Source organism: Kitasatospora sp. NBC_01287 (assembly GCF_026340565.1).
Taxonomy (GTDB): domain Bacteria; phylum Actinomycetota; class Actinomycetes; order Streptomycetales; family Streptomycetaceae; genus Kitasatospora.
The window spans coordinates 7,737,952-7,762,697 of record NZ_JAPEPB010000001.1 but is presented as its reverse complement, the minus strand read 5'-3'; the positions used below and the strand labels follow the sequence as shown (position 1 = coordinate 7,762,697).

16 protein-coding genes and 2 pseudogenes are annotated in these 24,746 nt (G+C 72.8%); 5 read left to right on the top strand and 13 right to left on the bottom strand.

The genetic code is table 11. The features are described from left to right. Window positions 1-296: 296 nt before the first annotated feature. Both OG455_RS33245 and OG455_RS33240 read right to left on the bottom strand, forming a co-directional pair. Entirely contained in the window at window positions 297-797 is a 501-nt protein-coding gene (locus tag OG455_RS33245) for a GNAT family N-acetyltransferase (RefSeq protein WP_266299992.1), read from the bottom strand. Beyond that, window positions 794-1,051, bottom strand: coding sequence for a hypothetical protein (locus OG455_RS33240; RefSeq protein ID WP_266299991.1), 258 nt, complete (start codon window positions 1,049-1,051; stop codon window positions 794-796). The genes OG455_RS33245 and OG455_RS33240 overlap by 4 nt, the downstream gene beginning before the upstream one ends. A gap of 207 nt (window positions 1,052-1,258) precedes the next feature. Here OG455_RS33240 and OG455_RS33235 point away from each other — a divergent pair, with 207 nt between their 5' ends. Together OG455_RS33235 and OG455_RS33230 are read left to right on the top strand one after the other, a co-directional pair. Beyond that, the gene (locus OG455_RS33235) at window positions 1,259-2,233 is read left to right on the top strand and encodes a site-specific integrase (RefSeq protein WP_266299990.1); all 975 of its coding nucleotides are present in this window, start codon (window positions 1,259-1,261) and stop codon (window positions 2,231-2,233) included. 120 nt (window positions 2,234-2,353) lie between these two features. Further along, entirely contained in the window at window positions 2,354-3,259 is a 906-nt protein-coding gene (locus OG455_RS33230) for an alpha/beta fold hydrolase (protein WP_266299989.1), read from the top strand. A 57-nt stretch (window positions 3,260-3,316) separates the two neighbouring features. Here the strand turns inward: OG455_RS33230 and OG455_RS33225 are convergent, their stop codons facing one another. From OG455_RS33225 to OG455_RS33200, 6 genes and pseudogenes are all read right to left on the bottom strand, one after another. Further along, the gene (locus OG455_RS33225; RefSeq protein WP_266301050.1) at window positions 3,317-3,517 is read right to left on the bottom strand and encodes a Tn3 family transposase; all 201 of its coding nucleotides are present in this window, start codon (window positions 3,515-3,517) and stop codon (window positions 3,317-3,319) included. An 81-nt stretch (window positions 3,518-3,598) separates the two neighbouring features. After that, complete coding sequence (locus OG455_RS33220) at window positions 3,599-3,886, bottom strand: hypothetical protein (RefSeq protein WP_266299988.1); 288 nt, start codon at window positions 3,884-3,886, stop codon at window positions 3,599-3,601. Window positions 3,887-3,976: 90 nt separating this feature from the next. Continuing rightward, window positions 3,977-4,399, bottom strand: coding sequence for a DUF6262 family protein (locus OG455_RS33215; RefSeq protein WP_266299987.1), 423 nt, complete (start codon window positions 4,397-4,399; stop codon window positions 3,977-3,979). Window positions 4,400-4,402: 3 nt separating this feature from the next. Next, complete coding sequence (locus OG455_RS33210; RefSeq protein ID WP_266301049.1) at window positions 4,403-6,550, bottom strand: tyrosine-type recombinase/integrase; 2,148 nt, start codon at window positions 6,548-6,550, stop codon at window positions 4,403-4,405. Next, the gene (locus OG455_RS33205) at window positions 6,550-7,776 is read right to left on the bottom strand and encodes a tyrosine-type recombinase/integrase (RefSeq protein WP_266299986.1); all 1,227 of its coding nucleotides are present in this window, start codon (window positions 7,774-7,776) and stop codon (window positions 6,550-6,552) included. The genes OG455_RS33210 and OG455_RS33205 overlap by 1 nt, the downstream gene beginning before the upstream one ends. 105 nt (window positions 7,777-7,881) lie before the next feature. Continuing rightward, window positions 7,882-10,290 (bottom strand): annotated as a pseudogene (locus tag OG455_RS33200) (Tn3 family transposase); the annotation flags it as partial. 129 nt (window positions 10,291-10,419) lie between these two features. On the opposite strand from OG455_RS33200, the pseudogene OG455_RS33195 reads away from it, so the two are divergent. Next, window positions 10,420-10,710 (top strand): annotated as a pseudogene (locus OG455_RS33195) (hypothetical protein); the annotation flags it as partial. Between the two features lie 21 nt (window positions 10,711-10,731). On the opposite strand, the gene OG455_RS33190 reads toward OG455_RS33195, so the two are convergent. Further along, complete coding sequence (locus OG455_RS33190; RefSeq protein ID WP_266299984.1) at window positions 10,732-11,412, bottom strand: SIMPL domain-containing protein; 681 nt, start codon at window positions 11,410-11,412, stop codon at window positions 10,732-10,734. 49 nt (window positions 11,413-11,461) lie between these two features. Further along, window positions 11,462-11,890 carry a nuclear transport factor 2 family protein gene (locus OG455_RS33185; RefSeq protein ID WP_266299983.1) on the bottom strand — a complete coding sequence of 143 codons (429 nt, stop codon included), beginning with the start codon at window positions 11,888-11,890 and terminating at the stop codon, window positions 11,462-11,464. A gap of 138 nt (window positions 11,891-12,028) precedes the next feature. On the opposite strand from OG455_RS33185, the gene OG455_RS33180 reads away from it, so the two are divergent. Together OG455_RS33180 and OG455_RS33175 are read left to right on the top strand one after the other, a co-directional pair. Next, complete coding sequence (locus OG455_RS33180; RefSeq protein WP_266299982.1) at window positions 12,029-12,871, top strand: MerR family transcriptional regulator; 843 nt, start codon at window positions 12,029-12,031, stop codon at window positions 12,869-12,871. A 195-nt stretch (window positions 12,872-13,066) separates the two neighbouring features. Continuing rightward, window positions 13,067-13,384 carry a hypothetical protein gene (locus OG455_RS33175; RefSeq protein WP_266299981.1) on the top strand — a complete coding sequence of 106 codons (318 nt, stop codon included), beginning with the start codon at window positions 13,067-13,069 and terminating at the stop codon, window positions 13,382-13,384. On the opposite strand, the gene OG455_RS33170 is transcribed toward OG455_RS33175, so the two are convergent. From OG455_RS33170 to OG455_RS33160, 3 genes are all read right to left on the bottom strand, one after another. Next, window positions 13,339-14,040: a nucleotidyltransferase family protein gene (locus OG455_RS33170; protein ID WP_266299980.1), complete on the bottom strand. Its 702-nt coding sequence runs from the start codon at window positions 14,038-14,040 to the stop codon at window positions 13,339-13,341. The genes OG455_RS33175 and OG455_RS33170 overlap by 46 nt on opposite strands. A 147-nt stretch (window positions 14,041-14,187) precedes the next feature. Further along, on the bottom strand, window positions 14,188-14,955 hold the full coding sequence (locus OG455_RS33165; RefSeq protein ID WP_266299979.1) for a thioesterase II family protein: 768 nt from the start codon (window positions 14,953-14,955) through the stop codon (window positions 14,188-14,190). A 28-nt stretch (window positions 14,956-14,983) separates the two neighbouring features. After that, on the bottom strand, window positions 14,984-24,664 hold the full coding sequence (locus tag OG455_RS33160; RefSeq protein ID WP_266299978.1) for a type I polyketide synthase: 9,681 nt from the start codon (window positions 24,662-24,664) through the stop codon (window positions 14,984-14,986). Window positions 24,665-24,746: the final 82 nt, after the last annotated feature.

Genomic DNA, 24,746 nt, shown 5'->3' with positions numbered 1-24,746 from the left:
ACCGTTCGGCAAAATCTCGCGCCGCGCTGTCGTGCGCCCATGACCAGCACCGCGGACCACCCGGCTGCCCTTCCTCGACATCGACGGCCCCCAGCGGAGCCGCCCTGCCCCGCCCCGCGCCACCGGAAATCCGCTGCTGGACCGACTCGACCCCACCCTCGGGCCCCGACTCGCCGCGCTGCTCTGCACCCTCGTATGGGCGACAGCCTGGTCAGTGTCCCGGCTGAGCTGCCGGGTGTTACCGCGACGGCCCCGGGCCGGGTGGGCGAGGTCGCTGACCTCGTTCCATGGTGCTCTCACTGTTCGGGGCCGGCCTCAAGCCAGACGGCTGGGACAGGGGGCGGCGGCTGGATGAGGTAGGTCTCGAACCCGTCGACCCTGCCGGCGGGGGTGAAGCCGGATTTCGTGAGGACACGCCCCGAGGCGGGGTTGTCCGGGTGGTGCTTGGCACGGATCTCCGGCAGCCCGAGGTGGCCGAGACCCAAGGCGAGGACCTTGCGAACTCCCTTGGTGGCGTAGCCTCTTCCCCAGACATCCACGCGCAGGATATAGCTGATCGTGGCGGCGGGGCCGTCCCGATCGAGCTTGATGACACCGAGGAGCTCGGCACGCACGGTGATACCGAGGACGTACCGCGTGCGGGGCGTCCGCGCTGCGGCGGCCATTGCGGCGCTCGTGTAGCGCAGTGCTTCGGCTTCGTTCATTGGTCCGCGTCCGAGGAACCTGGTCGATTCCGAGCTGTAGATCTGCTGGAGCGCCCCGGTGTCCTCGGGAGTCAGTTCCCGCAGTTCAATCACGTTTCCATCGTGCCGATCAGGGCGGCGAGTTCTCCGGCGGTGGGCCGGTTGTCCGGCTCGGAGAGCAGGACTTCGCACAGGATGTCCTGCAGCTCCGGCCACGGGGTCACCCTCGCCAGGGGAACGCGGCGGGCGGCAATGGCGTCGCGCAGCCCTGCGGGGCCGACGACCCGCCGGTCGATCGCGGCAGCCTCGTAGTCGAGATGCCAGTTCCCTGTGGTGCAGGCCCAGAGCGTTCCGGCCAGTGCGTACACGGGGCTTGAGGAACATCCGTGCCAGATCGTGCGCTAAGGCCGGATCGCCACTGGTGGGCCGCTGGCGAGTCGTTGGCTTCAGGACGGCGGTGAAGTCTTCCCACAGATAACGCCCTATTATCTGCGGTATCACTGAGCGCGACCTGCGGCGGCGTCTTTCGCACGCTGCGTGAAGCGGCCCCTGTTATCTGTGGCAAGGGGGATGCCGTGCCCGCCGTCGTTCTGCTCCCGACCGGGAAGGCGGTGACCGTCCGGACGGCGGCCGACCTGTTCCTCGACTCGCTCGGCAACCCGAACACCGTCCGGAACTACGGCATCGCCGTCGGAAAGACCGCCGAGCGGATCGGCGAGGGCAGGCCGTTCGACTCGGTGGCGGACGACGAGCTCGGGGAGGCGCTGGAGCTGCTGTGGGGCAGCTCGGCGGTGAACACCTGGAACGCCCGCCGCGGCGCGGTCCTGTCCTGGACGAGCTGGTGTGCCGAACGCGGCTACGACGGGCCGAGAGTGCCGGTGTGGGCAAGGCGGCTGGCGGCGCCGAACTCGGAGACCCCGGTGCGCTCGAAGATGGCGATCGACCGGCTGATCGCCCGCCGCGATGTGCACCTGCGGGAGAAGACGCTGTGGCGGATGCTCTACGAGACGTGCGCCCGGGCGGAGGAGGTCCTGGGTGTCAACATCGAGGATCTGGATCTGGCTGGCCGGCGCTGCCGGGTGAAGGCGAAGGGCGCTCAGCCCAAGGCCCGCCGCCGGGGCCAGGCGCGCGAGGACTTCGTGCTGGAGACGGTGTACTGGGATGCCGGCACCGCCCGGCTACTACCTCGCCTCCTCAGGGGCCGTACCCGCGGACCGGTGTTCGTCACCCACCGCCGCCCTGGCCCCGGGAAGGTCGTCGGCCCGCGCGACGTCTGCCCGGATACCGGGCTCGCCCGCCTCTCCTACGGACAGGCCCGCGCGCTGTTGGACGAGCACACCGCGCTCGGCGGGCCGGGCACTTGCTGGGACCTGCACGAGTGGCGGCACTCCTCCCTGACCCACCTCGGTGAGGCCGGCGCGAGCCTGCTGATGCTGATGGCGAAGTCCCGGCACAAGAAGACGGAGAACGTCCGTCGCTACTTCAAGCCCTCCCCGGAGGCGATCGCCGAGGTCACCAGCTTGCTCGCCCCGGGCGACAGCAAGAGGTAGGAGCCAGTCCAGTTCATCCGGAGCCCCGCGAACTATTCAGTATTTTACCAGAACAGCGATGGAAAGTCATATCCGCTTGGGATATGGAAAAGTGGTGCCTTGTTCGCTATGTTGGCGCCCATGACTGCAAAAGCTGAATTAATTGTCGACTCTGGTGAATTGCAGCTGTGGACCGAACGGCTCGGCAACTCAAACGACCCGGCGGTCCTGCTGGTGATGGGGACCGCCGCACCAGGCATCGGATGGCCGGACGAGCTGGTGGATGTGCTGGCAGCCAGCGGTCGCCAGGTCATCCGCTACGACCACAGGGACACCGGCCGGTCCGCCTGCGTGGACTTCGCCACCCACCCCTACACGCTGGCAGACATGGCCGCCGACGCGACGGCCGTGCTCGACGGCCACGGAGTAGCCGCCGCGCACATCGTCGGGGTGTCCCTGGGCGGCGCGATCGGCCAGTGGCTGGCCGTGCACCGCCCTGAACGCGTACTGACTCTGACAGCGATGATGACCGGCCCGATGGGCCACAGCGCGGGCCCGGCTTGGGCACGCGCCATGGCCGGCCAGGCACCCGACCCCAGCGACCTACCGCCACCCACAGCACGCTTCCTGGCTCACCTCGCGCAACGCGCCGCTCTCCCGCAGGGGACTCGCGACGAGTACGTCATAGCGAACCTGGAGACGTGGCGAGTGCTCAACGGCGACATCCTTCCCTTCGACGAGCCTGCCGCTCGCCGCTTCGTGGAAGCCTCCTTCGACCGGACCAGTAACCACAGCGCGTCCCTCAACCACGATCTGGCAGGACGTCACATGACCGAAGACCGCCTCGCACCGCTGTCCTCGATCAAGGCCCCGACACTGGTCATGCACGGCACGGAAGATCCCCTGCGCCCGCTACCGCATGGCCATGCCCTCGCCGAGGAAATCCCTCATTCCCGATTCCAGCCGATTCCCGGCATGGGGCACACACTGTTCTCTCCTGGACTTCCCCAGCAGATCGGCGAAATCATTCGCGAGCACACCGCGTAGAGAGCGGAACGTCGAGCGGATGCCCGCCAATGGGCTCCAAATACCCTCTGACAGCGCTCATCCCTCATCGACGGTGTCCGGATCCCGCAAGGGACGCAGCCCACCAGGCAGCTCGGGCAACTGGAACGAGTAGCGGCCCAGCATGTTGATGTGGTGGCGTACGAACGGGGAGAGCCGGGCGCCATCCTCGTCGCGGACGTCGAGGCCATCGCTGCGGAGCTGGGTGACTGCGGCATCCATGTAGCGGGTGTTGCACAGCGTATCCGGGGCGAACGCTTGAGTTGGTGATGTTTGCGCAGGTAGAACGTCTGCGGTCGCGTCCGCAAGGGAGGGGTCGCGTCAGCCTCGGCGTTGACGGCCGACTTTCGTGGCCGGGCCGCTGCTGATGAAGAGCGCGAAGCCAGCGAAGACGAGACCGATGGGCAACCATCCGGCCTCGCCCATGCGACCGAACGAGCCGGTGAGTGCGAGGAGCGCGCCTCCAGCGATGCCGACGCCGCCCGTCACCGAGGACCAACCGCCGACACGCGGGCGTTTGTAGGCGTGCGCGTGCCAACCGCTCAGCGTCCGCACCCCGATCACTACCAAACCGCTGCCGGCGATCAAGCCGAACCAGTCCTGCCCCATGGCGTCCCTCCTCCACCGGGGAGCGTACCGCGAGGTCGCGGCACCTCGACGGGTGGCGTCGGGGTAAAGCGCTGACGGCCGCGGCAATGGTCATGTGCTGTCGGCCGCAGCAACGGTCCGGGGGCCGAGACGCCGTCGCAGTTGGAGGTTCTCGCTCTGGGCCGCTTCGAGGGCCTGCCGCAGGGCCCGCACCTCGTCGCGATGCCGCTGCTTTAGCTCGGCGAGCTGGGCGGTCAGAGTGCGTACGACGCTGCTGGGCGTGTCGTCGGGCGGTTCCGCGACCGGACGTGGTGGGCGGCTCTGCTGCTGGGCGCGGAGTTGTTCGACGCGTTGGCGGATCTCGGTGCAACGGTAGAGGAAGTCCAGCGAGACTCCGGCGGTCTGGGCCAGGCCGCGGAAGGTGATGGACTGCCTGGTGCGGATCATCTCGCGCAGGCCCTGCTCGGCTCGGGCCCGGGCGGTGGCGCTCTTGCGGGCGGCGGCCTGGCGGAGGTTGTCGGGGTTGCCGCGCATAGGTCAGCTCCCCTCCTGGCAGCGGGTGATCGCGTCGGCGCGGGCGCCGACACCGGCCCCGCGCACGGCCTGGGGTTCGTCGGCGAGCCGGGTCGCTTCGAGTTTGAGGATGATGCGCCCCAGGGCGTCCTGTTCCTGCCGTCGGCCGGTGAGCCAGATGTTGTCCTCGCCCATGGGCTGGCCGGTCCGGGCGGTGAAGGCGCGCTGCCGTTCTTCGACGAGTTGGACGGTGCGGTCCCGCTGGGAGGTGAGCTCGGGCAGGTAGGTGGCGTCGGTGGCGAACTTGTCGCAGGTCAAGCAGGCGTTGCCCTTCGCGCAGACCTGACGGGGCGGCAGCAGGCACAGCCCGTTGGGGAGGATCCGGTCGGTGCGCTTGTCCAGCTCCAGCATGTCGTAGAGGTCGCGCGGGTCGGTGGTCAGCTCGCGGGCATCAGCGGTGATCTTCCGGTAGCGCAGGAACTCGCGCTCGTGGGTCTCGGCGAGGGTCTGCGCATAGTGCATCACCATGGTCGGAGACAGGTGTCCGAAGTATCGCTGGACAACGTGGATCGGGACGCCGGCGTTGAGCAGGCTGGTGGCGCGGGTGTGCCGAAAGCGGTGGGTGCGGTTGAAGTCGACCAGCCTCCCGGCGCTGTCGCGGATGTCGAGGCGACGGGCGAGCTTGGAGAGTGTTTGCTGGACGCGCTCCATGGGATAGGGCTTGTCGGCGTGGCGGTTCATCTTGTGCGCCAGGAACAGGTACTTCGGCGTCACCCCGGTTGCCCAGCGGGGTCCGAGGTGGGCGTCGGCCCATTGCCGCTGTCCGGTGATGATGGTGACGATCTCGGCGTCGACGAGGATCGAGTCCGGCGCCTGTTCGATCTTCGTCTGCTGGTAGCGCAGTTTGGCGACGAAGGCACCGTCCTCGGCCTCCTGCCCGTCGGGTCGGGTGAGCTGGTCCAGTGCGAACAGCGGGTCGCGGTCGAGCATGCGGACCTCACTGATCCGTCGGCCCAGGCGGGCCTGCAGCATGACGATCCGCATGAGCTGCTCGTCGTCGAATCCGCCCTCCTCGACCGGGGCGCCGAGCAGGTGCAGGTTGGCCATGATCTGGGAGAAGGCGGTGTCGTCGATGACCTCCCAGCGTTCCGGCTGAACCGTGGGCCGACCCTTCTCTCCGCGACGCCACAACATGGCGTGGTAGGGGCCCAGCTCCAGCCAGTCCGGTTCCGCCAGGGCCTGAGCGGCAGCCTCTCTGCTGTCAGCCATGAACGCGTAGAACTTCTCGACGTCGGTGACGATGTCGTTCACCCGCAGCCGCGACAGCGGCTTTCCCCGGTTCGGGCCGGCACGCGCGATCTGGGCGCGGACGTGGCTGAGGAAGTCCAGCATGAACACCCGCACCGCGGCGGGGTCCTCGCCCAGCCATGGTGAAGGGGCGGGCTGCCGGTCGGCGATCCAGTCGGCGAACACCTGCAGTCCGGACCGTCGGGCGCGTGCCGTGCTCCACGTCATGTCCCCGGTCTCCAAGGAGACGCGGAGATACCACTGGACGCCGTGCCGCAGCCAGAGCGGTTGCATCTGGTGGAAGTAGAGGCTGTGGTCACCCTGCGGTTCATGGGTGCGCCGCGGGATGCGCGGATCCAGGGCCGGGTCCCATACCTCGCGCTGCCACCAGGCCCGCTGGTCGTAGGCACTCCACAGCATCTGGTAACAGCGCCGCAGGAGCGAGGTGGTGTTCTGCAACCAGCCCCTGCTGGGCAGGCGGCCGTTGTGCCGGGCGAACGCGGCGGCTACCGCTCGTTCCCACGCGCGAGGAGTGTGGTCCATCAGTGAGCCGCGAAGTTCCGGATCGTCCTCCACCGCCCTGGCCAGCCAGGTGAGCATAGACCCCAGCGCTCCCACCGGGACTCGTCCGCCCAGTTCGACGATGCGCCAGCAGCACCAGGCCATCTCGCGGTCCATGGGCTCGGGCAACTGCCCGAAGCGGAGCCGGAAGCTTCGCTGGTGCGTGGCCACCAGGAAGGCTGCCAGATCTGCGGACCCCAGAGCGCCCGAGGTCAGTTCGACCGTGCGGAACCGCTGCGGGACCCCGTCCCACATGGCCTGGAGTTCCTCTGCCTGGAAGAGGCCGGAGGCGTCGCGCATGCTCTCCAGTAGTTCGGCGCCCATCAGCACGGCCCGATCTGTGCGGCGTCCGTGGCTGCCCGCCAGCCGGCGGTGAGTTTCGTCCAGTCGGCCACGGCCCGCAGTTCGGCGTCCTCGGTGACATGGGCGTAGGTGTTCATCGTGGTCTGCACGTCCGCGTGCCCGAGTCTGCGCGAGACCACATGCATCGGCACTCCGGACAGCAGCAGCGCGGTGGCGTGGCTGTGCCTGAACCAGTGGGGTGTCCACCCGTCCGGGACCTGCCCTGCCAGCTGGTGGCGGAGCCGGTCGACCAGGTCGTAGACGCTGTCGGGCTTCCAGGGGGCGAACCGCGGTTCGCGGTCCAGGTTGACGAACACGTACCAGTCGTCGAGGTTGGCGACTGCCAGGTCAGCCCCCACATCGCACAGTTGCCACAGGTACTCGCCGTAGAACCGGTCGAGCTCGTCGGAGATGTAGAGCTTGCGGTAGCAGCCGCCCTTCGCGCGCACCCTGTGCGGATGCTCGCGTGGGACCACTTCGATGAACGGGGTGTCGCCGCGGCCGGTGTGCCAGTCGCGGTGCTGGAGCCCGAGCGCCTCGCCGAGCCGAAGCCCGGTCTCGGCCAGCAGCGCCCACAGCAGGCGGTCGCGCACCGATCCCCGCCACTCGCCAACCGCCGGGTCCCAGACCGCGCAGGCGTCGCAGATCCGGTCGATCTGCCGAGGCGTCAGCACTGGGGGTGCCGCCGCATGCTGCTGACGCACCCGGATGACGGTCTGGCGACGGCCCTTGCGGCGCGCGATGTGCTCCAGCATCGGCTTGTAGCGGCCACCGCCCCCGTGCACCAGGCGGTGCAGGTCCCGGCCGACATCGACGCCGTTGAGCCGGTGGAACTCGTAGCAGGACAGCACTGCCCGCAGCCGCACCGTGATCGTCGACTCGCCGAACCGCGCCTTCCCCGGAACCAGCGCCGCGACCTGCGGGTCCTCGCCGGTCCGCAACCAGGTCAGGAACGCACCGAAGTCCTCCAGCGTCACCCCGTCCCAGACCAGCCCGAAGGCATCCAGGTACTGCCACCACAGGGCCAGGCCCCGGGCGTAGGACTTCACCGTGTTCGGGGAGACCTTCTGCACCCGCAGGTACTCCAGGTACTCCTCCGCCGGCCCCACTACCCGGTGGTCACGGCCCAGCACCGTCCACGTCCGCTCCCCAGCGCCGAGGGTGAGGCGCTGCGTACGGAACCCCGAGAGATCAGCTACGGTCGTCACGACCCGTAACGTACGCGCCCCGGATACACCGTCCGCGAAGGCGACGAGACACGCTCTAGAGATCACTCATACTGCGTAACGGACGGCCTTCGGCCGCCCCAGATAAAACAGCACCAGGGCGTTGAGGACCAGGCCGAGCGCGCCGATCTGGTCCTCCATCCCGTCGTGGTAGTTCCGGTAAAGCTGGCCGGCCCGGCCGTGGAAGATCTTCCGGGCGAGCGCATGGCGCCCCTCCTGCAGGTTGGCCTGCGTCTTGATCTGCCGCCGGTAGCCGGGCTCGTCGGCCAGCCGCAGGATGTGCAGCGACTTCGAGATCCGCCCGTAGTGCGCGATCGCGTCGCCCAGCGGGGTGGGCCGGCCGTCGCGCGACAGCATCCGGATCACGTCGTAGGCCCGCACCGCGCCGGTGTGGATCGAGCCGATGATCCGCAGGATGTCTTCCCAGTGCCGCTCGACCCTGACCAGGTCGATCCGGCCGCGGGCCGCGTCCTGGAAGGCGCCGTAGTCGGCTGAGCGGTCGATGCGCCACATCTTCTGGTCCGGCAGGTCCACCAGCTGTGGCGCGTACGTGAACCCGGCCAGGGTGAGCAGGCCGAACACGATGTCGCTGTAGCTCGCGGTGTCGGTGACGATCATCTCAGGGCGCTTGCCGCCATCGCGGTCGTAGAGCACGTCCAGGACGTACAGGGAGTCGCGCGGGGTGCCGGCCACCACCTTCCCGCCGAGCCCGGCCGCCTGGTCGTTGATCAGGTTGAGCCAGGTCGCCCCGCCCCGGCGCCCGAAGTACTTCGGGTTCGGCCGCGCGTACACCGACGGCACCGGTACGACGAACCGCATCCCGTCGACCGAGGCGACCAGGCCGCCGCCCCATGCCTGGGCGAGCGGGATGGACGCCTGGGTGTCGATCAGGGCGGCGTTGGCGGCCAGCACGGTCGGCTTGGCCTGCGCCCACGCCTCGCCGGCCAGCAGCTTGGCCCTCGGGTCGCCCCATTTGGAGGAGTTCTTGGCGAACACCTCCTTGCGCCGCAGCATCCGGTGGAACTGCTCCAGCACGCAGAAGGTGTACGCCTTCCAGTCCACCGTGCCCGGCTCCAGCTGCGGGGCGGTCAGCACCAGGCGCCGCCAGGAACCGGCCAGCAGGTCGGTGTCGATCTCGGTAGGGCCCACCTTCTTGCGGCCCATCAGGTCCGGCAGCGACTTCAGCGCCTTCAACACGGGCAGCCCCTCCGGGGTGGCACCGAAGTCCACCACCTCCACCAGCAGCTTCAGGAATGGCCGCACCGTGCCGAACCGGCCCACCAGCATTGCCCGCCACGCCTCGTCCGCGTCCGAGTCCAGCGGCGGCGTCAGCTCGAACAGGGCCGCGATCGCCGCGGCCAGCTCCTGACGCGGGATCACTGCCTCGATTCGCTCCCACATCGCGTCGAACGTGGCCACCTTGGGCCCGGTGACCTCCCCTGTGTCGGTATCGACCTGCTCGGAGGTGGTGTCGAACACGACCTGGAAGGCGGTGGCCAGCCTCATCCCGGCCCGCTCGACCTTCGGCAGGGTCTTCAACTTCTCCTTCGCCGTGTCCCGCTCCGCGCGGGCCAGCAGCTTCGTGGCGACCAACACCTCCAGTAGGTCCAGTGCGTCATCGATCGCCCTCGTCGTCAGGTACACCGCGGTGGACAGTAGCGTGGCCAGCCGCCGGGAGTCGCCGTGCCGCTTCAGCAGCGACGCCTTGCCGTCCACGCCGTACCGGGACAGCTCCGCCAGGCGCCGAGGCGGAATCCCGGACACATCCAGGTCGCCCATGCCCAGGTCCGTGATCTCCCGCGCCCGCTCCAGCGACCACTTCATCTGCGGCCCCGACACCCGCACCGGACCTCGCCGCAGCCGGTCCAGCTCCGAGACCCGCTGACCGGACGGCTCGATCAGTAGCGAGTCCAGCACCGCCCGCTGACCGGTGTTCAGCAGCCCGTACAAGGTGTCCCACAGCCGCTGGTTCGCCGCCTCCCGCACCGACGCCACCAACCGGGCCAGCCGGGACACCCCCGGCAGCAGCACCCGCCGCTCCCGCAGCCACCCCACCGCCGCGTCGAACATCGCCTTCGGCCCGTCCCCGGTCGTCCAGGCCCGCGCGTCCAGCCACTCCACCAACTCGTCCCGGACCTCGGCGAAGTCCCGCCGGCCGCCGTCCTGCTGGATCTCCCCGGCGTGTGTGCGGGCCGTCCCGTCCCGCTCGCCGTACTCCCGCAGCACCGCGAAGTCAGCAATCCCCAGTTGCGCGGCCAGGTACTCGGCCACCTCTACCGGCACCTGCCGCGGGTCGGGCATGAACCGCCCCAGGAACCGCACACTCGTCAGCTGGACCGCGAACCCCAGCCGGTTGTGCGCCCGCCGCTTCGCCTGCACCTTCTCCCGGTCGGCGTCGTCCAGGAAGAAGAACCGCTCCAACTCCGCCCGCGTCGGCGCCCCGTAGAACGACCCGTACCGGGCTGCCTGCTCATCTGTCAGAAACTCGACCGCCACCACGGCCCTCCGGAGATCGACAACATCGACCCGCGAAGGTTCCGCCGCACGATCCGCCCTGGTCAACGGCCTCCCGAGACCGACCAGGGCTTAGCGCACGATCTGGCACGGATGTTCCTCAACCCCCGCCCCCTGCTCGGCCTGCCCCGGCTGCCCGTGGTCCACTGGCCGGACCTGACCGATGACGACTACCTGCTGGACGTACGGGCCGGACTCCACTGGAAGACCCGCACCCTGCTCGCCTGGGCGGCGGGCCGCGCGTTCGCCTGGGTCGACGACGAGATCACCGACGCCGACCGCCACTGGACCACCGCCCACCACCCCGCCCCGGCCCTGCTCCACCGCGTCGACCCGACCCTCGGACTCACCGACACGGACTTCACCGTCCTCGCCGACTGGCTGGCCACGGCGGGCCGTTGACGCCACCACCCGGCGAGCGCCTCAGGAGAGGTCCGGGGGGCGCAGGGTGAAGCGGGCCACGACCGTGGCGCGCACGGTCCGTGGCACCGGGCGCAGGTCCAGGTCCGGGCGCTCCTTGAGCGAGCCGTAGGACACCGAGCCCTGGGCCCTGCCGCCTGCCCCTGGCGATGGGTAGGTCTCCCCCTCGCCCAGCCCCTGGTCGGCCAGGCTCAGCAGACCCGTCAACTCCGAGCCCAGCGCACCCGCGTACTGCCGCGCCCGCAGCACCGCCGCCTCCACCGCCTGGGCGCGGGCCCGCTGGTGGGCCGGGGCGTCCCGACGCAACCGCCAGTCCGGGCCGGCCAGGGTGCCGCGCTCCAGGCCGGCCAGCGCCAGGACGATGTCACCGAGCTGCTCGAATTCGACGACGGTGACGTGCAGTTGGGCGCTGCCACGGTAGCCGGTGATCCGCTCGGTGCCGCGCCGGGAGCCGGGGCGTTCGGGATTGATCCACAGGGCGCCGTTGGCCACCCGCTCCACGGCCGCGCCGTAGGGGGCGAGGAGCGAGCGGGCGGACCGCAACTCCTCGGCCAGGAGCCGCACGACGGACTCGCGTTCCCGGTCCTGGACCTGGACGGTCAGATGCAGGTCGGCGTGGTCCGGTTCGACCTCCAACTCGGCCTCGCCGTACACGGTCACGGTGGGGAGTGCTGCTGATTCCATGCTCGGCAGTCTGCCAGCCACCCCGACGCGGGCTGACCGGGCCGGCTGGTCAGGTGGCGAGTGCCTTCACCGTCAGGTGGTAGTCCTCGCGGATCCGCCCGGCCTCGTCCAGGACGAGCAGCACCCGGGCGGACCAGGCGAGGTGGCCCGCGTCCGCCCCCTGCCGGGCGATCAGCTGGATGGTGAAGGTGACCACCCCGTGCCCGTCGGCGGCGTCGTCCCCGGCGGTGACGGCGTAGGTCCCGCTCGCCACGAACTGCTGGTACGCCTCGGTGATCCGGTCGGCGAGCCGCTCGTGGCCACGGAAGTGGGCGCCCTCCACGTACTCGACGCCGTCAGGTGCCCAGAGGGCGGCGATGGCCCGGCGGCGTGCGGCCGGGTCGGGCTCGCTCCACACCGCGATGTAGCGGGCGACGAGCGTGTCGAGGTCGAGGGGGAGGGCGATCGGGTGCGCGGCTGCTGCGGTCGTGCTGGTCATGGCTGTCGTCCGTTCTTCGTCCACTTCGGTCGGCCGGTGCCGGCCGCCGCAGGCAACGTTCGCCGCTGCCGCGGTGGGAGGGGCAAGACGGCGGCCGGGGCGGACTCTCCCCCTGTGGGAGGGCGCAGAATGGTCGCCGTGACCGCTCTCCTGTCCATCGGCGACTTCTCGCGCGCGACCCACCTGACCGTCAAGATGCTGCGCCACTACCACCAGGCCGGGCTGCTGGAACCGGCCGAGGTGGACCCGCACACCGGCTACCGGCGGTACACCACCGCGCAGATCCCCACCGCGCAGGTCATCCGCCGCTTGCGCGCGCTGGACCTGCCGTTGGAGGAGATCCGGGCGGTGCTGACCGCGCCGGACGTGCGGACCCGCGGTGAGCGGCTCGGCTCCCACCTCGCCCGGCTGGAGGAAGAACTCGTGCGCAGGCGGCGCACCGTGGCCTCGCTGCGCGAACTGCTGGCGCCCGCCCCGTCCGTCGCGCCCGAGGCGGCTGACGCCGGCATCGAGCTGCGCGGTGTGCCGGCCGTCCCGGCGGCCGCCGTCAGCGACGTGGTCGACGCCGCGGACTCGGTGTCGTGGCTGCAGGGCGCGCTCGGCGAGCTGCACGCGACCCTGGCCGCCCAGGGCCTGACGGCCGACGGACCGGCCGGGGGGATCTTCGCCGACGACCTGTTCACCCACCACCGCGGCCGGGCCACCGTCTTCGTGCCGTGCGCCGGACCGGTCCGCCCGATCGGCCGGGTCGCCCAGCTGGACGTCCCGGCCGCCGAGTTGGCGGTCATCACGTACACGGGCCCACCGGAGGAGGTCGACCGCGCCTACGGCACGCTGGCCGCCTACGTGGCCCGGCACGCGCTCGCGGTAGACGGCCCGATGCGCGAGTACTACCCGGTCGGCCCGCGCGACACCGCGGATCCGGCGCGCCGGCGGACCGAGATCGGCTGGCCGGTCTTCCGGACCGGCGACGGCACCTGACGGCACTTGACGGCACCTGACGGGGCAGCCGCGGCGCGAGCGGCCGAGCACCACGGCCACCTCGATCGCCATGTACCTGACCCCAGTTGCCGCACCGGGCAAGCCAGGGGTCCGAGCTGCGGGGAGCGGGGTTGGCCCGGCACCGGCACCTCGCGACCATGAAGCGAACCGGTCCGTCTCAAGAAGGAGTTGACGATGCGTCACCGCCTGCTGGCCACCATGGCCCTGGGAACCTCTCTCGCCCTCGCCCCCCTGACCGCCACCGCTGCCTCCGCCGCCACTGCCGCCGCGCCCGCCACCGCCCCGACCACGGTCACCGCCGACCAGTGCTTCAACAACGGCGGCTACTTCGGCGGCTACAACGCCAACGCCCAGGCCTTCTGTACCGAGGGCATCTACAACGGCATCCCCTTCGACAAGGACCCCAACCAGGGCTGGTGCCCCACCGGGCAGCACATCTACTTCGTCTACCTCAAGGGCCTCTTCTGCACCGTGGACGTGCCCAACACCTGACCCGCGAGCGGCAGCGCGTCGACCGGCACCGGACCCTCCGGTGCCGGTCGACGCGCTGCCGCGGTCGGCCAGTCCAGCACGGTGAGTCCGGGCCACTGCTCCTGCCAGCGGGACGCCTTGGCCTCGTAGACCTCCCGCGGCGCGAGGACCGGATTGGGGCGCACGACGAGGTTGAACACATCGGCCAGCCCGTGCGGCGCGTAGACCCGCCACCTCCCGTCCGGCTCGACCCGGACGCCCAGGCAGCAGGTCGTCGCGGCGAAGCAGTCGATGGCCGCCTCCGTGGACGTGTGCGGCGCGCAGGGCACCCCGAACTTCCCCTCGTACCAGAGGTGCACCCGGGCCTCGTTGCGGATCTCGACCTCGACGGGAAGATCCGCGAAGACCTCCCGGCCCGCCCTGATCACCGCGTCCTCGGCCTCCCAGGAGAGGTCGGCGCCGTCGAAGTAGAAAACGTCGTAGTCCTTGATCCCACTGGTCGGCGGCCTGTCCGTGACCACGTTCCAGACCGTCTGGAACAGGCAGCCGGCCGTCACGTACCACCCCGGCAATCCCATCCCCGCCGTGCGGGTCAGCACTTCCAGCAGCACGTCATTGCGGGACAGCGCGCTGCGCAGAGCGGCGAGCTGCTCATCGAGGGGAAGTCGACTGATCATCTCCCCTGCCTACCAGGTGCCCCCGACAACCGGCAGCCGGCAGCCGGCAGCCGACAACCAGCCGGGCCGCACCGGTGCCGACCTCGCAACGCGAACGCCCCGGGTGCGGGGAGGCAGCCGGGGCGTCGCTCGGGAGGGCGGACGGGGTTACGGGACGAGGTCGGCCATGGTCCGGGAGATCACGTTGATCACGGGGCCGGCGTGCTGTTCGAGGTAGAAGTGGCCGCCGGTGAAGGTGTGCAGCTCGCTCGTGCCGGTGGTGTGGTCGGACCAGGCGCGGGCCTCCTCGACGGTGGTGCGCGGGTCGTCGTCGGCGGTGAGGACCACGATGGGGGCGGCGATCCGGGCGTCGGTGCCGCGGCTGTAGCGCTCCACCGCGCGGTAGTCGTTGCGGATCGCGGGCAGGACCATCGCCAGCAGCTCGGGATCGCCCAGGACGCGGGAGTCGGTGCCGCCGAGGTTGCGCATCTCCTTGATGATGCCGGCGTCGTCGCGCAGGTGGACGTTCTCCTCGCGCAGCCGGCTGGGGGCCCGTCGGCCGGAGGCGAAGACCGCGGCGGGGCTGATGCCGTCGCGCTCCTCGAAGCGGCGGGCGACCTCGAAGGCGAGGACCGAGCCCATGCTGTGGCCGAAGAAGGCGAACGGGCCGCCGTCGCGGACGGTGGGGGTGAGGGCCAGGTGGATCACGTCGGCCAGCTCGTCGATGGTGTCGATGAACGGGTCGGCGCGGCGGTCCTGGCGGCCGGGGTACTGGACGGCGAAGACGTCCAGCTCCGGCGACAGGGCGGCGGAGACCGGGAAGTAGTAGCTGGCCGAACCGCCGGCGTGCGGGAAGCAGACCAGGCGGGCCCGGGCCTGCGGCGCAGGGTGGTAGTTGCGGATCCAGAGGGCGCTGTCCACCACGGGAGTCGTCATCTTCGTTACCTCTCTGAGGGGTTCGGGGTCAGCGGGTCGCGGCCAGCAGTTCCTGGACCAGACGCGCGGTAGCGGCGGCGTCGGTACCCAGGATCTCCAGCGGGTCGCCGGTCAGGTCGGCGGCGCGGTGCGCGCCCGGCCAGCGCGGGCGGTCGGCGCCGGTGGGGCCGGTGAGCGCCGGGCCCGCGGGGGTGAGCAGCAGGGTCGGCGTGCTGTCGAGGGCGGTGGGCTGCCAGGGCGGCAGGATCCGGTGGTAGCCGCCGGTGGCGATCAGCCGGGCGTCCTCGCCGACCAGCGGGTCACCGGTCACCAGGCCGCCGACCAGCTCGGCGGTGAGGACCTCGGTCAGGTCGGTGCCGGGGGCGGGGGCGTCGATCAGGACCAGGGCGCGGGCGGGGGTGCCCCGCTCCTCCAGCGCGCGGGCCAGGTGGTGCGCGAGCACGCTACCGGTGCCGGCGCCGAGCAGGATCGTACCGTCCTCGACGCTACCACCCGCCGCGGTCGCGGCCGCCAGCGCCTGGGCCTGACGGTCGATCAGGGCGGCGAAGGAGGCGGGCAGGCCCTCACCCGGGGCGAAGCCGGGGGCGGGCAGGAAGGCGACCCGGTGCTCGCCCTCCAGCTCGGCGGCCAGGCGCAGGTAGCGGCCGGGGCCGGCCACGGCGGTCAGCGCGGAGCAGCAGACCAGCGTGGCACCGCCCGCACCGGCCGGACCGGCCGGACCGGCCGCGAGCCGGACCAGCGCGGGCGCCGGGGTGCGGGCACCCGCGGCGCTCTGCAGCGCGGCGGCCGCGCCCAGCAGGTCCAGCAGCTCGCCGGTGCGGCCGGTCCCGCAGGCGCCGGCCAGCAGGGTCGCGAAGCTGCCCAGGGCCGGTGCGAGCACCGGAGCGGGCGACGGGGCGGGGACGGGGATGGCGGCAGGCTCGGCCACCGGGGCGGCCGGCGAGACGGTCACCGCGGCGGGCACCGCGGCGACTGCCTCGGTCAGGCCCCCGGCCGGGCCCTCCGCCAGCACCCCCGCCAGGTACTCGGCCAGCTCCACCGGCGTCGGGTAGTCGTACACCACCGCCACCGGCAGCGCCTGCCCGAGGAGCGTGCCCAGCCGGTCCCGCAGCTCGACGGCGCTCAGCGAGGCGAAGCCCTGGTCCAGGAACTCGCGGGTGGGCTCCACGGTGTCCGCCGAGGCGTGGCCGAGCACCTCGGCGGCCTGCGCCAGCACCGCCGTCAGCAGCAGCTCACGCCGCTCCGAGCCGGTGGCACCGGTCAGCCTGGCCAGCGGAGTTGCCGGGAGGTCGGCACGGACCGCGCCCACCGGCTCGGCGAAGCCCAGCTGCTCCCGGCTGCGCCGCACCCACTGCGACAGCACCGGCAGCGCCGGCCGCAGCACCGCGAGCGCGGCGTCCGGCCCCTCGCCCGCCTCGCCGCCGTCCAGCGCGCGGGCCAGCTCCGCCAGGTCCTCGCGCTCCACGGCCTCCCAGAAGCGCGCGTCCACCGAGCCCGGCCGCACCGACGCGACCGCGCCGCCCGCGCCGTCGATGGCCTGCGCCTCGCGCAGCCAGTACCGCTCGCGCTGGAAGGCGTAGGTCGGCAGGTCGACGCGGTGCGCGCCAGCCCCGGCGAAGTAGGCGGCCCAGTCCACCGCGACGCCGCGCACGTGCAGGCGGGCGACGGCGGCGGCCAGCGCCTGCGGCTCGGGGCGGTCGGCGCGCTGGGTGGGGATGAAGGTGCCGCCGTCGCCCAGCGCGCTGAGCACGCCGTCGGGGCCGAGCTCCACGAAGGTGGTCACGCCCTGCTCGCGCAGCGTGCTCAGGCCGTCGGCGAACCGGACCGCCTCGCGCACGTGGCGCACCCAGTACTCCGGGTCGCCCAACTCCTCGATCCGGCCGGTCAGGTTGGAGACGACCGGGATCCGCGGCTCGGCGTAGTCCAGCGACTGCGCGACGGCCCGGAACTCGGCGAGCATCGGGTCCATCAGCGCGGAGTGGAAGGCGTGGCTGACCGCCAGCCGCTTGACCTTGCGCCCCTCGGCGCGCCAGCCGGCCTCCAGGGCGGCGATGGCGGTCTCGGGGCCGGAGACGACGATCGCCTCGGGCCCGTTGACGGCCGCGACGTCCACCTCGGCGGGCAGCGCGGCGCGGACCTGCGCCTCGGTGGCCCGCACCGCGAGCATCGCGCCGCCGGCCGGCAGCGCCTGCATCAGGCGACCACGCGCGGCGACCAGACGGCAGGCGTCCGGCAGCGACCAGAGGCCCGCCACGTGCGCGGCGGCCAGCTCACCGATCGAGTGGCCGGCCAGCACGTCGGCCCGCACCCCCCAGGACTCCAGCAGCCGGAAGAGCGCCACCTCCACGGCGAACAGGCCGGCCTGGGCGTGCACGGTGCGGTCCAGCAGTTCGGCGTCGGTGCCGAACAGCACCTCCTGCAGCGGCTTGGGCAGCAGCGGGTCGAGCTGCTCGCAGACCGCGTCCAGGGCGGCGGCGAACACCGGCCAGGCCGCGCGGAGTTCGCGCCCCATGCCGAGGCGCTGGCTGCCCTGGCCGGAGAAGAGGAAGGCCACCCGGGCCTCCGCGCTCAGCCCCTCGACCACCCCGGGGGCCGCCTCGCCGGCCGCGAAGGCGTTCAGCGAGCGCAGCAGCTCCGCCCGGTCGCCGCCGGGCAGCACCGCGCGGTACTCCAGCGCCGACCGGCTGGTGGCCAGCGAGTAGGCGATGTCGGTGAGGTCCGTGAGGTCCGTGAGGTCCGTGTGATCAGCGAGGTCGGCGAGGTCGGCGAGGTCCGCCGTCGGACGGTCCGCCAGGTGCTCGGCGAGCCGCCGCGCCTGGCCGCGCAGCGCGCCGGCCGAGCGGCCGGAGAGCAGCACCGGCAGCCCGCCGGGCAGTTCGGCGCGCTCGCCCGCCGCGGTGGCGGTGGCGGCCGGGGCCTGCTCCAGGACCAGGTGGGCGTTGGTGCCGCTCACCCCGAAGGAGGAGACGCCGGCCCGGCGCGGGCGGCCGGTCGCGGGCCAGTCGACCGTCTCGGTGGCCAGCCGCACCGCGCCCGAGGTCCAGTCCACGTGCGGGGTGGGCTCGTCCACGTGCAGGGTGCGCGGCACGACGCCGTGCCGGAGCGCCTGCACCATCTTGATCACGCCCGCCACCCCTGCGGCGGCCTGGGTGTGCCCGATGTTCGACTTGACCGAGCCGAGCAGCAGCGGCCGGTCCTCGGCGCGGCCCTGGCCGTAGGTGGCGAGCAGGGCCTGGGCCTCGATCGGGTCGCCCAGCGTGGTGCCGGTGCCGTGCGCCTCGACCACGTCGACCTGGTCGGCCGTCAGCCGCGCGCCGGCCAGCGCCTGGCGGATCACCCGCTGCTGGGCGGGGCCGTTGGGGGCGGTCAGGCCGTTGCTCGCGCCGTCCTGGTTGACGGCCGAGCCGCGCAGCACGGCGAGCACCTCGTGGCCCTGCCGCTGGGCGTCGCTGAGGCGCTCCAGCAGCAGCATGCCCGCGCCCTCGCCCCAGCCGGTGCCGTCGGCGGCGGCCGCGAACGGCTTGCAGCGGCCGTCGGCGGCCATCCCGCGCTGGCGGCTGAAGTCGATGAAGACCCCGGGGGTGGCGAGCACGGTCACGCCGCCGGCCAGCGCCATGGTGCACTCGCCGGCCCGCAGCGCCTGGGCGGCCAGGTGCAGGGCGACCAGCGAGGAGGAGCAGGCGGTGTCGACGCTCACCGCCGGGCCCTCCAGGCCCAGGGTGTAGGCGATCCGGCCGGAGGCCACGCTGCCCGAGCTGCCGGTGCCGAGGAAGGCGTCCACGCCCTCGGGGAAGGTGCGCAGCCGGGAGGCGTAGTCGTGGTACATCACACCGGCGAAGACGCCGGTGCGGCTGCCGCGCTGGGTGGCCGGGTCGATGCCGGCCCGCTCGAAGGCCTCCCAGCTGGTCTCAAGGAGCAGGCGCTGCTGCGGGTCCATGGCCAGCGCCTCGCGCGGCGAGATGCCGAAGAACGCGGGGTCGAAGGCGTCCGCGTCGTGCACGAAGGCGCCGTTGCGGGCGTAACTGCGGCCGGGCAGGCCGGGCTCGGGGTCGTAGAGCGCCTCCAGGTCCCAGTCCCGGTTGGTGGGCAGCTCGCCCACCGCGTCGGTCTCGGCGAGCACCAGGTCCCAGAGCTGCTCGGGCGAGGTGACCCCGCCGGGGTAGCGGCAGGCCATGCCGACGATGGCGATCGGCTCGCCGAGCGCGGCGGCGGCCGGGGTGCCGGCGGACCGGGCCGTGGCGGCCTTGGCGGCGTCGGCGGTGCCCAGCAGGCTCTCGCCCAGGCGGGCGGCCAGCGCGCTGGGGGTCGGGTAGTCGAAGACCAGGGTGGCGGGCAGCCGCACGCCGGTGCCGGCGGCGAGCCGGTTGCGCAGCTCGACGGCGGTCAGCGAGTCGAAGCCCAGCTCCTTGAACGCCTTGCCGGCGCCAACCAGTTCGGTGGAGTCGTGGCCGAGCACGGCGGCGGCCTGGGTGCGGACCAGTTCGAGCAGGGTGCGCTCGCGCTCGGCCGGGGTGAGCCGGGCCAGCCGCGCGGCCCAGTCGGGGGCGCTGTCACCGGCCGCGGCGGCGGCGCGGCGCGGGCGGTAGGGCACCAGGGTGCGGAAGAGCGGGGGCAGGCCGACCCCGGCCGCCTGGGCGCGCAACGCGCGCAGGTCCAGCCGGATCGGGACGGTCAGCGCCTGGCCCGCACCGGTGGCGGCCGCGGCCGCCACGGCCACGTCGAAGAGCGCCATGCCGTCCTCGTTGGAGAGCGGAAGCACCCCCTGCCGGGCCATCCGGCGGCGGTCGTCGCCGTCCAGGTGCGCCGACATCGCGCTGCTCTGCTCCCAGAAGCCCCAGGCCTGCGAGGTGGCGGGCAGGCCGTCGGCCCGGCGGCGGGCGGCCAGCGCGTCCAGGAAGACGTTGCCCGCCGCGTAGCCGGCCTGGCCCGCGCTGCCGACGATGCCGGAGAAGGAGGAGAAGAGCACGAAGGCCGTCAGGTCCAGGCCCGCGGTGAGCCGGTGCAGGTTCCAGGCGGCGTCCACCTTGGGGCGCAGCACGGCGCTGAGCCGCTCGGGGGTGAGCGAGTCGAGCATGCCGTCGTCCAGCACGCCCGCCACGTGCACCACGCCGCGCAGCTCCTGGCCCAGCTCGCCGATCAGCGCGGCGAGTTGCTCGTGATCGGCGGCGTCGCAGGCGCGCACCGAGGCGTCGGCGCCCAGCTCGGCCAGCTCGCGGACCAGCTCGGCGGCGCCCGCGGCGGCGGGGCCGCTGCGCCCGGCCAGCACCAGGCGGCGCACGCCGTGCGCGGTGGCCAGGTGACGGGCCACCAGCGAGCCCAGCAGACCGGTGCCGCCGACCACCAGGACGGTGCCGGCCGGGTCCCAGAGCGGGGCCGCGGCCTCGTCGAGCGCGGGGGCGACGGCGGCGACCCGCGCCAGGCGCGGCACCCGCACCACACCCTCGCGCAGCAGGGCCTGGGTCTCGTCCGAGGCGAGCAGCCGGGCCAGCGCGGCCCAGGAGCTGGCGGTGCGGTCGAGGTCGGCCAGCACCAGGCGGCCGGGGTTCTCGGTCTGCGCGGTGCGGGCCAGTCCCCAGACGGCGGCGGCGGCCAGGTCGGCCGGCGCGGTGCCGCCGAGCGGGGCGCCGCCGGTGGTCAGCAGCACCAACCGGGTGTCGGCCAGGCTCTCGGCGGCCAGCCACTGCCGCAGCTCGCCGAGGACCGCGCCGGTCAGCGCGTGGACGGCGGCGGGCAGCTCCTCGTCCGGGGTGCTCGGGGCGTCGACCTCGATCAGCAGCACCTCGGGCAGCGGGGCGCCGGCCGCGACGGCGGCGGCGAGCGCGGCGAGGTCCGGGTGGGCGGTCAGCTCGACGCCGAGCGCGGTCAGCGCGTCCGCGGTGCGCGGGCCGTGGCCGCCGAGCAGGGTCCAGCGCTGCCCGGCCGGGTCCTGCTCGGGCAGCGCCTGTTCGGTCCAGGCCACCTGGTAGAGGTCGTCGCCGACGGTGGGGGCGGCGGACTCGGTGGACATCGGGCGCAGCAGCAGCGGCTCGATGGTGGCCACCGGCGCGCCCTCGGCGTCGGCGACCAGGATCTCCACCGCGTCGGGGCCGGTGCGGCGCAGCCGGGCGCGCAGCACACTGGCGCCGGTGGCGTGCAGGGTCACCTGGTTGAAGGAGAACGGCAGGCGCCCGGGGGTCTCGGGGCCGTCGTCGAAGAGGCCGCCGACCGCGATGGCGTGCAGCGCGGCGTCCAGCAGCGCCGGGTGCAGGGCGAAGGTCTGCGCCTGGGCGCGGAACTCGGCGGGCAGCGCGATCTCGGCGTAGACCTCCTCGCCCAGGCGCCAGGCGGCGCGCAGGCCCTGGAAGGACGGGCCGTAGCCGTAGCCGCGGGCGGCCATCGCCGGGTAGAGGCCGGCGGCGTCCAGCTCGGTGGCCTCGGCGGGCGGCCAGGCGGTGAGCGGCTCTGCGGTGTCGGGGGCCGGGGTCAGCGCGAGCACGCCGGTGGCGTGCCGGGTCCACGGCTGCTCGCCCCGCGCCCAGGCGTCCTCGCCCTCGTCGGGCTGGGCGTGCACGGTGACGGTGCGTCGGCCCGCCGCGTCCAGGGCGCCGACCCGCACCTGCACCCGGACGGCGCCGCGCTCGGGGACCACCAGCGGGGCCTCGACGGTCAGCTCCTCCACGCTCTCGCAGCGCAGCTGTTCGGCGGCGTGCAGGGCGAGTTCGAGGAAGGCGGTGCCGGCCAGGATGACGGTGCCGTTGAGCGCGTGATCGGCCAGCCAGGGCTGGGCCTTGACGGAGAGCCGGCCGGTCAGCACCAGGCCGTCGTCCTCGGCCAGGGTGACGGCGGCGCCGAGCAGGCCGTGCCGCACGCCGTGCAGGCCCAGCCCTGCCGGGTCGCCGGCGGCGCCGGTGCGGGCCGGCGGCCAGTGGTCCTGACGCTGGAAGGCGTAGGTGGGCAGCTCCACCCGCCGCTCGGCGCGCCGCTCGGCGGCCGGCAGCAGGGTGGTCCAGTCCACGTCCACACCACTGGTGAAGGCCTGCGCCAGCGAGCGGACGAAACGCTCCGCACCGCCCTCGTCACGCCGCAGCGTGCCGAGCGCGGTACCGCCGACGCCCAGCTCGACCAGGGTGTCCTCGATCGCGGGCACCAGGACGGGGTGGGCGCTGACCTCGATGAAGGTGCGGTGCCCGGCCTGGGCCAACTGCGTGACCGCGTCCTGGAACAGCACCGGATAACGCAGGTTCTCGTACCAGTAGTCCGCGTCCAACTCCGGCCCGGAGAACCACTCACCACGAATCGTGGAGAGCATCGGCACCTGCCCGGCCCGCGGCACCACCGAGGACAGCGCCGCCTTCACCTCCGCCTCCACCGGCGCCACCTCCGGCGAATGCGAAGGGAACGCCGCAGCGATCCGCCGCGCCCGCACCCCCCGCACCTCACACAACTCCAACAACCGCTCCAACGCCCCGAACTCACCCGACACCGCGACCGTCGCCGGACCGTTCACCGCCGCCACGTACAGCCGGCCACCCACCTCGGCGACCAACTCCTCCACCAACACCCGCGAAGCGAACAACGACACCATGCTGCCCACATGCGCGATCCGCTCCATCACCCGCGCCCGCAACACACTGATCCGCGCCGCGTCCTGGAGCGAAAGAACACCAGCCACATGCGCGGCCGCCACCTCACCCTGCGAATGACCCACCACCGCCGCCGGCTCCACCCCCGCGGCCCGCCACACCGCCGCCAACGACACCATCACCGCGAACAACACCGGCTGCAACACCCGCACACCCGCGAACTCAGCCCCGTCACCCGCCAACACCTCGACCAGCGACCAGTCCACCAGGCCCGCCAACGCCGCCTCGCACTCCGCGATCGACCCCGCGAACACCGGCGACACCCGCATCAACTCCCGGGCCATCCCCACCCACTGCGTCCCCTGCCCCGGGAACACGAACACCGGACGACCACCACCGGCCGCCACCCCCCGCACCAGGCCAGGCGATTCGACGCCGGCCGCCAACCCCTCGACCCCGGCCAGCAGTTCGACCAGGCCATCACCCAGCACCACCGCCCGGTCCTCGAAGGCCGAGCGTCCGATCAGCGAACCGGCCACCGCCGCCGGGTCGAGGTCGAGGTCCTGCTCGCCGGCGAAGGCCGCGAGCCGGCCGGCCTGGCCGGCCAGCGCCCCGGCCCCGCGCCCTGACAGCACCCAGGGCGTGAGGGGGAGTTCACCCAGCGGGCGCGCGACCGGAGCCTGGACGGCGGCGGGAACCGGCGCCGTGCCCTCGCTTTCGCTTTCGCTGTCGCTCTCGGCCCCGGGCGCCACCGGCTCGGGGGCCTGCTCGATGATGGTGTGCGCGTTGGTGCCGCTCACCCCGAAGGAGGAGACGCCGGCCCGGCGCGGCTCGCCGGTCTCCGGCCACGCCACCGACTCGGTGAGCAGCTCCACCCCGCCCGCCGACCAGTCGATCCGGCTGCTCGGCGCGTCCACGTGCAGCGTCTTGGGCAGCACGCCGTGCCGCATCGCCAGCACCATCTTGATGATGCCCGCCACCCCGGCGGCCGCCTGGGTGTGCCCCAGGTTGGACTTCACCGAACCCAGCCGCAGCGGCCGGCCCTCGGCCCGGTCACGGCCGTAGGTGTTCAGCAGCGCCTGCGCCTCGATCGGGTCGCCCAGCTTGGTGCCGGTGCCGTGCGCCTCCACCACGTCGATCTGACGTGTCGTCAGCCGAGCGCTGTCCAGGGCCTGCTGGATCACCCGCTGCTGGGAGGGGCCGTTGGGGGCGGTCAGGCCGTTGCTGGCGCCGTCCTGGTTGACGGCGGAGCCGCGCACCACGGCCAGCACCGGGTGGCCCAGGCGCCGCGCGTCACTGAGGCGCTCCACCAGCAGCACGCCCACGCCCTCGCCCCAGCCGGTGCCGTTCGCCGCCTCGGCGAAGGCCTTGCACCGCCCGTCCTCGGAGAGCGCGCCCTGCCGGCTGAGGTCGACGAAGACGCCCGGGGTGCACATCACCGAGACGCCGCCGGCCAGCGCGAGCGAGCACTCGCCCTGGCGCAGCGCCTGGATGGCCAGGTGCAGGGCGACCAGCGAGGAGGAGCAGGCGGTGTCCACGGTGACCGCCGGGCCCTCCAGGCCCAGCGCGAAGGAGACCCGGCCGGAGAGCACGCTGGCCGCGTTGCCGGTGCCGACGTAGCCCTCGGCGCCCTCGACCGTGCCGATCAGCAGGCCGGCGTAGTCCTGCCCGTTGGAGCCCATGAAGACGCCGGTGCGCGAGCCGCGCAGGCCCTGCGGGTCCAGGCCGGCCCGCTCGAACGCCTCCCAGCTGGTCTCCAGCAGCAGCCGCTGCTGCGGGTCCATGGTCAGCGCCTCGCGCGGCGAGATGCCGAAGAAGCCCGCGTCGAACTCGGCGATGCTCTCCAGGAAGGAGCCGGTGCGGACGTAGGAGGTGCCCTGCTTGTCCGGATCCGGGTCGTAGAGGGTCTCCATGTCCCAGCCCCGGTCCTCCGGGAACGGGGTGAGGGTGTCGCGGCCCTCGGCGAGCAGCTCCCAGAGCTGCTCGGGGGTGCGCACACCGCCCGGGAACCGGCAGCTCATCCCGATGATGGCCACGGGCTCGGGGGCGCCGCTCTCCACCTCGTGCAGCCGCTGCCGGGTCTGGTGCAGGTCAGCGGTCACCCGCTTGAGAAAATAGCGGAGCTTGTCCTCGTTTGCGGTAGCCATGTCTGCTCTCACCTCAGGGAGTCACGGGAAGTCTTGGGGTCGGCCGCTGCCGGTCCGGTGGGACGGGGCAGGCGGGGGGTGG

Bases quoted from the DNA above. Each gene is read 5' to 3' on its own strand.
- OG455_RS33230 (WP_266299989.1), top strand. From the start codon at position 2,354: ATGACTGCAAAAGCTGAATTAATTGTCGACTCTGGTGAATTGCAGCTG.
- OG455_RS33220 (WP_266299988.1), bottom strand. From the start codon at position 3,886: ATGGGGCAGGACTGGTTCGGCTTGATCGCCGGCAGCGGTTTGGTAGTG.
- OG455_RS33215 (WP_266299987.1), bottom strand. From the start codon at position 4,399: ATGCGCGGCAACCCCGACAACCTCCGCCAGGCCGCCGCCCGCAAGAGC.
- OG455_RS33210 (WP_266301049.1), bottom strand. From the start codon at position 6,550: ATGGGCGCCGAACTACTGGAGAGCATGCGCGACGCCTCCGGCCTCTTC.
- OG455_RS33190 (WP_266299984.1), bottom strand. From the start codon at position 11,412: ATGGAATCAGCAGCACTCCCCACCGTGACCGTGTACGGCGAGGCCGAG.
- OG455_RS33185 (WP_266299983.1), bottom strand. From the start codon at position 11,890: ATGACCAGCACGACCGCAGCAGCCGCGCACCCGATCGCCCTCCCCCTC.
- OG455_RS33175 (WP_266299981.1), top strand. From the start codon at position 13,067: ATGCGTCACCGCCTGCTGGCCACCATGGCCCTGGGAACCTCTCTCGCC.
- OG455_RS33170 (WP_266299980.1), bottom strand. From the start codon at position 14,040: ATGATCAGTCGACTTCCCCTCGATGAGCAGCTCGCCGCTCTGCGCAGC.
- OG455_RS33165 (WP_266299979.1), bottom strand. From the start codon at position 14,955: ATGACGACTCCCGTGGTGGACAGCGCCCTCTGGATCCGCAACTACCAC.
- OG455_RS33160 (WP_266299978.1), bottom strand. From the start codon at position 24,664: ATGGCTACCGCAAACGAGGACAAGCTCCGCTATTTTCTCAAGCGGGTG.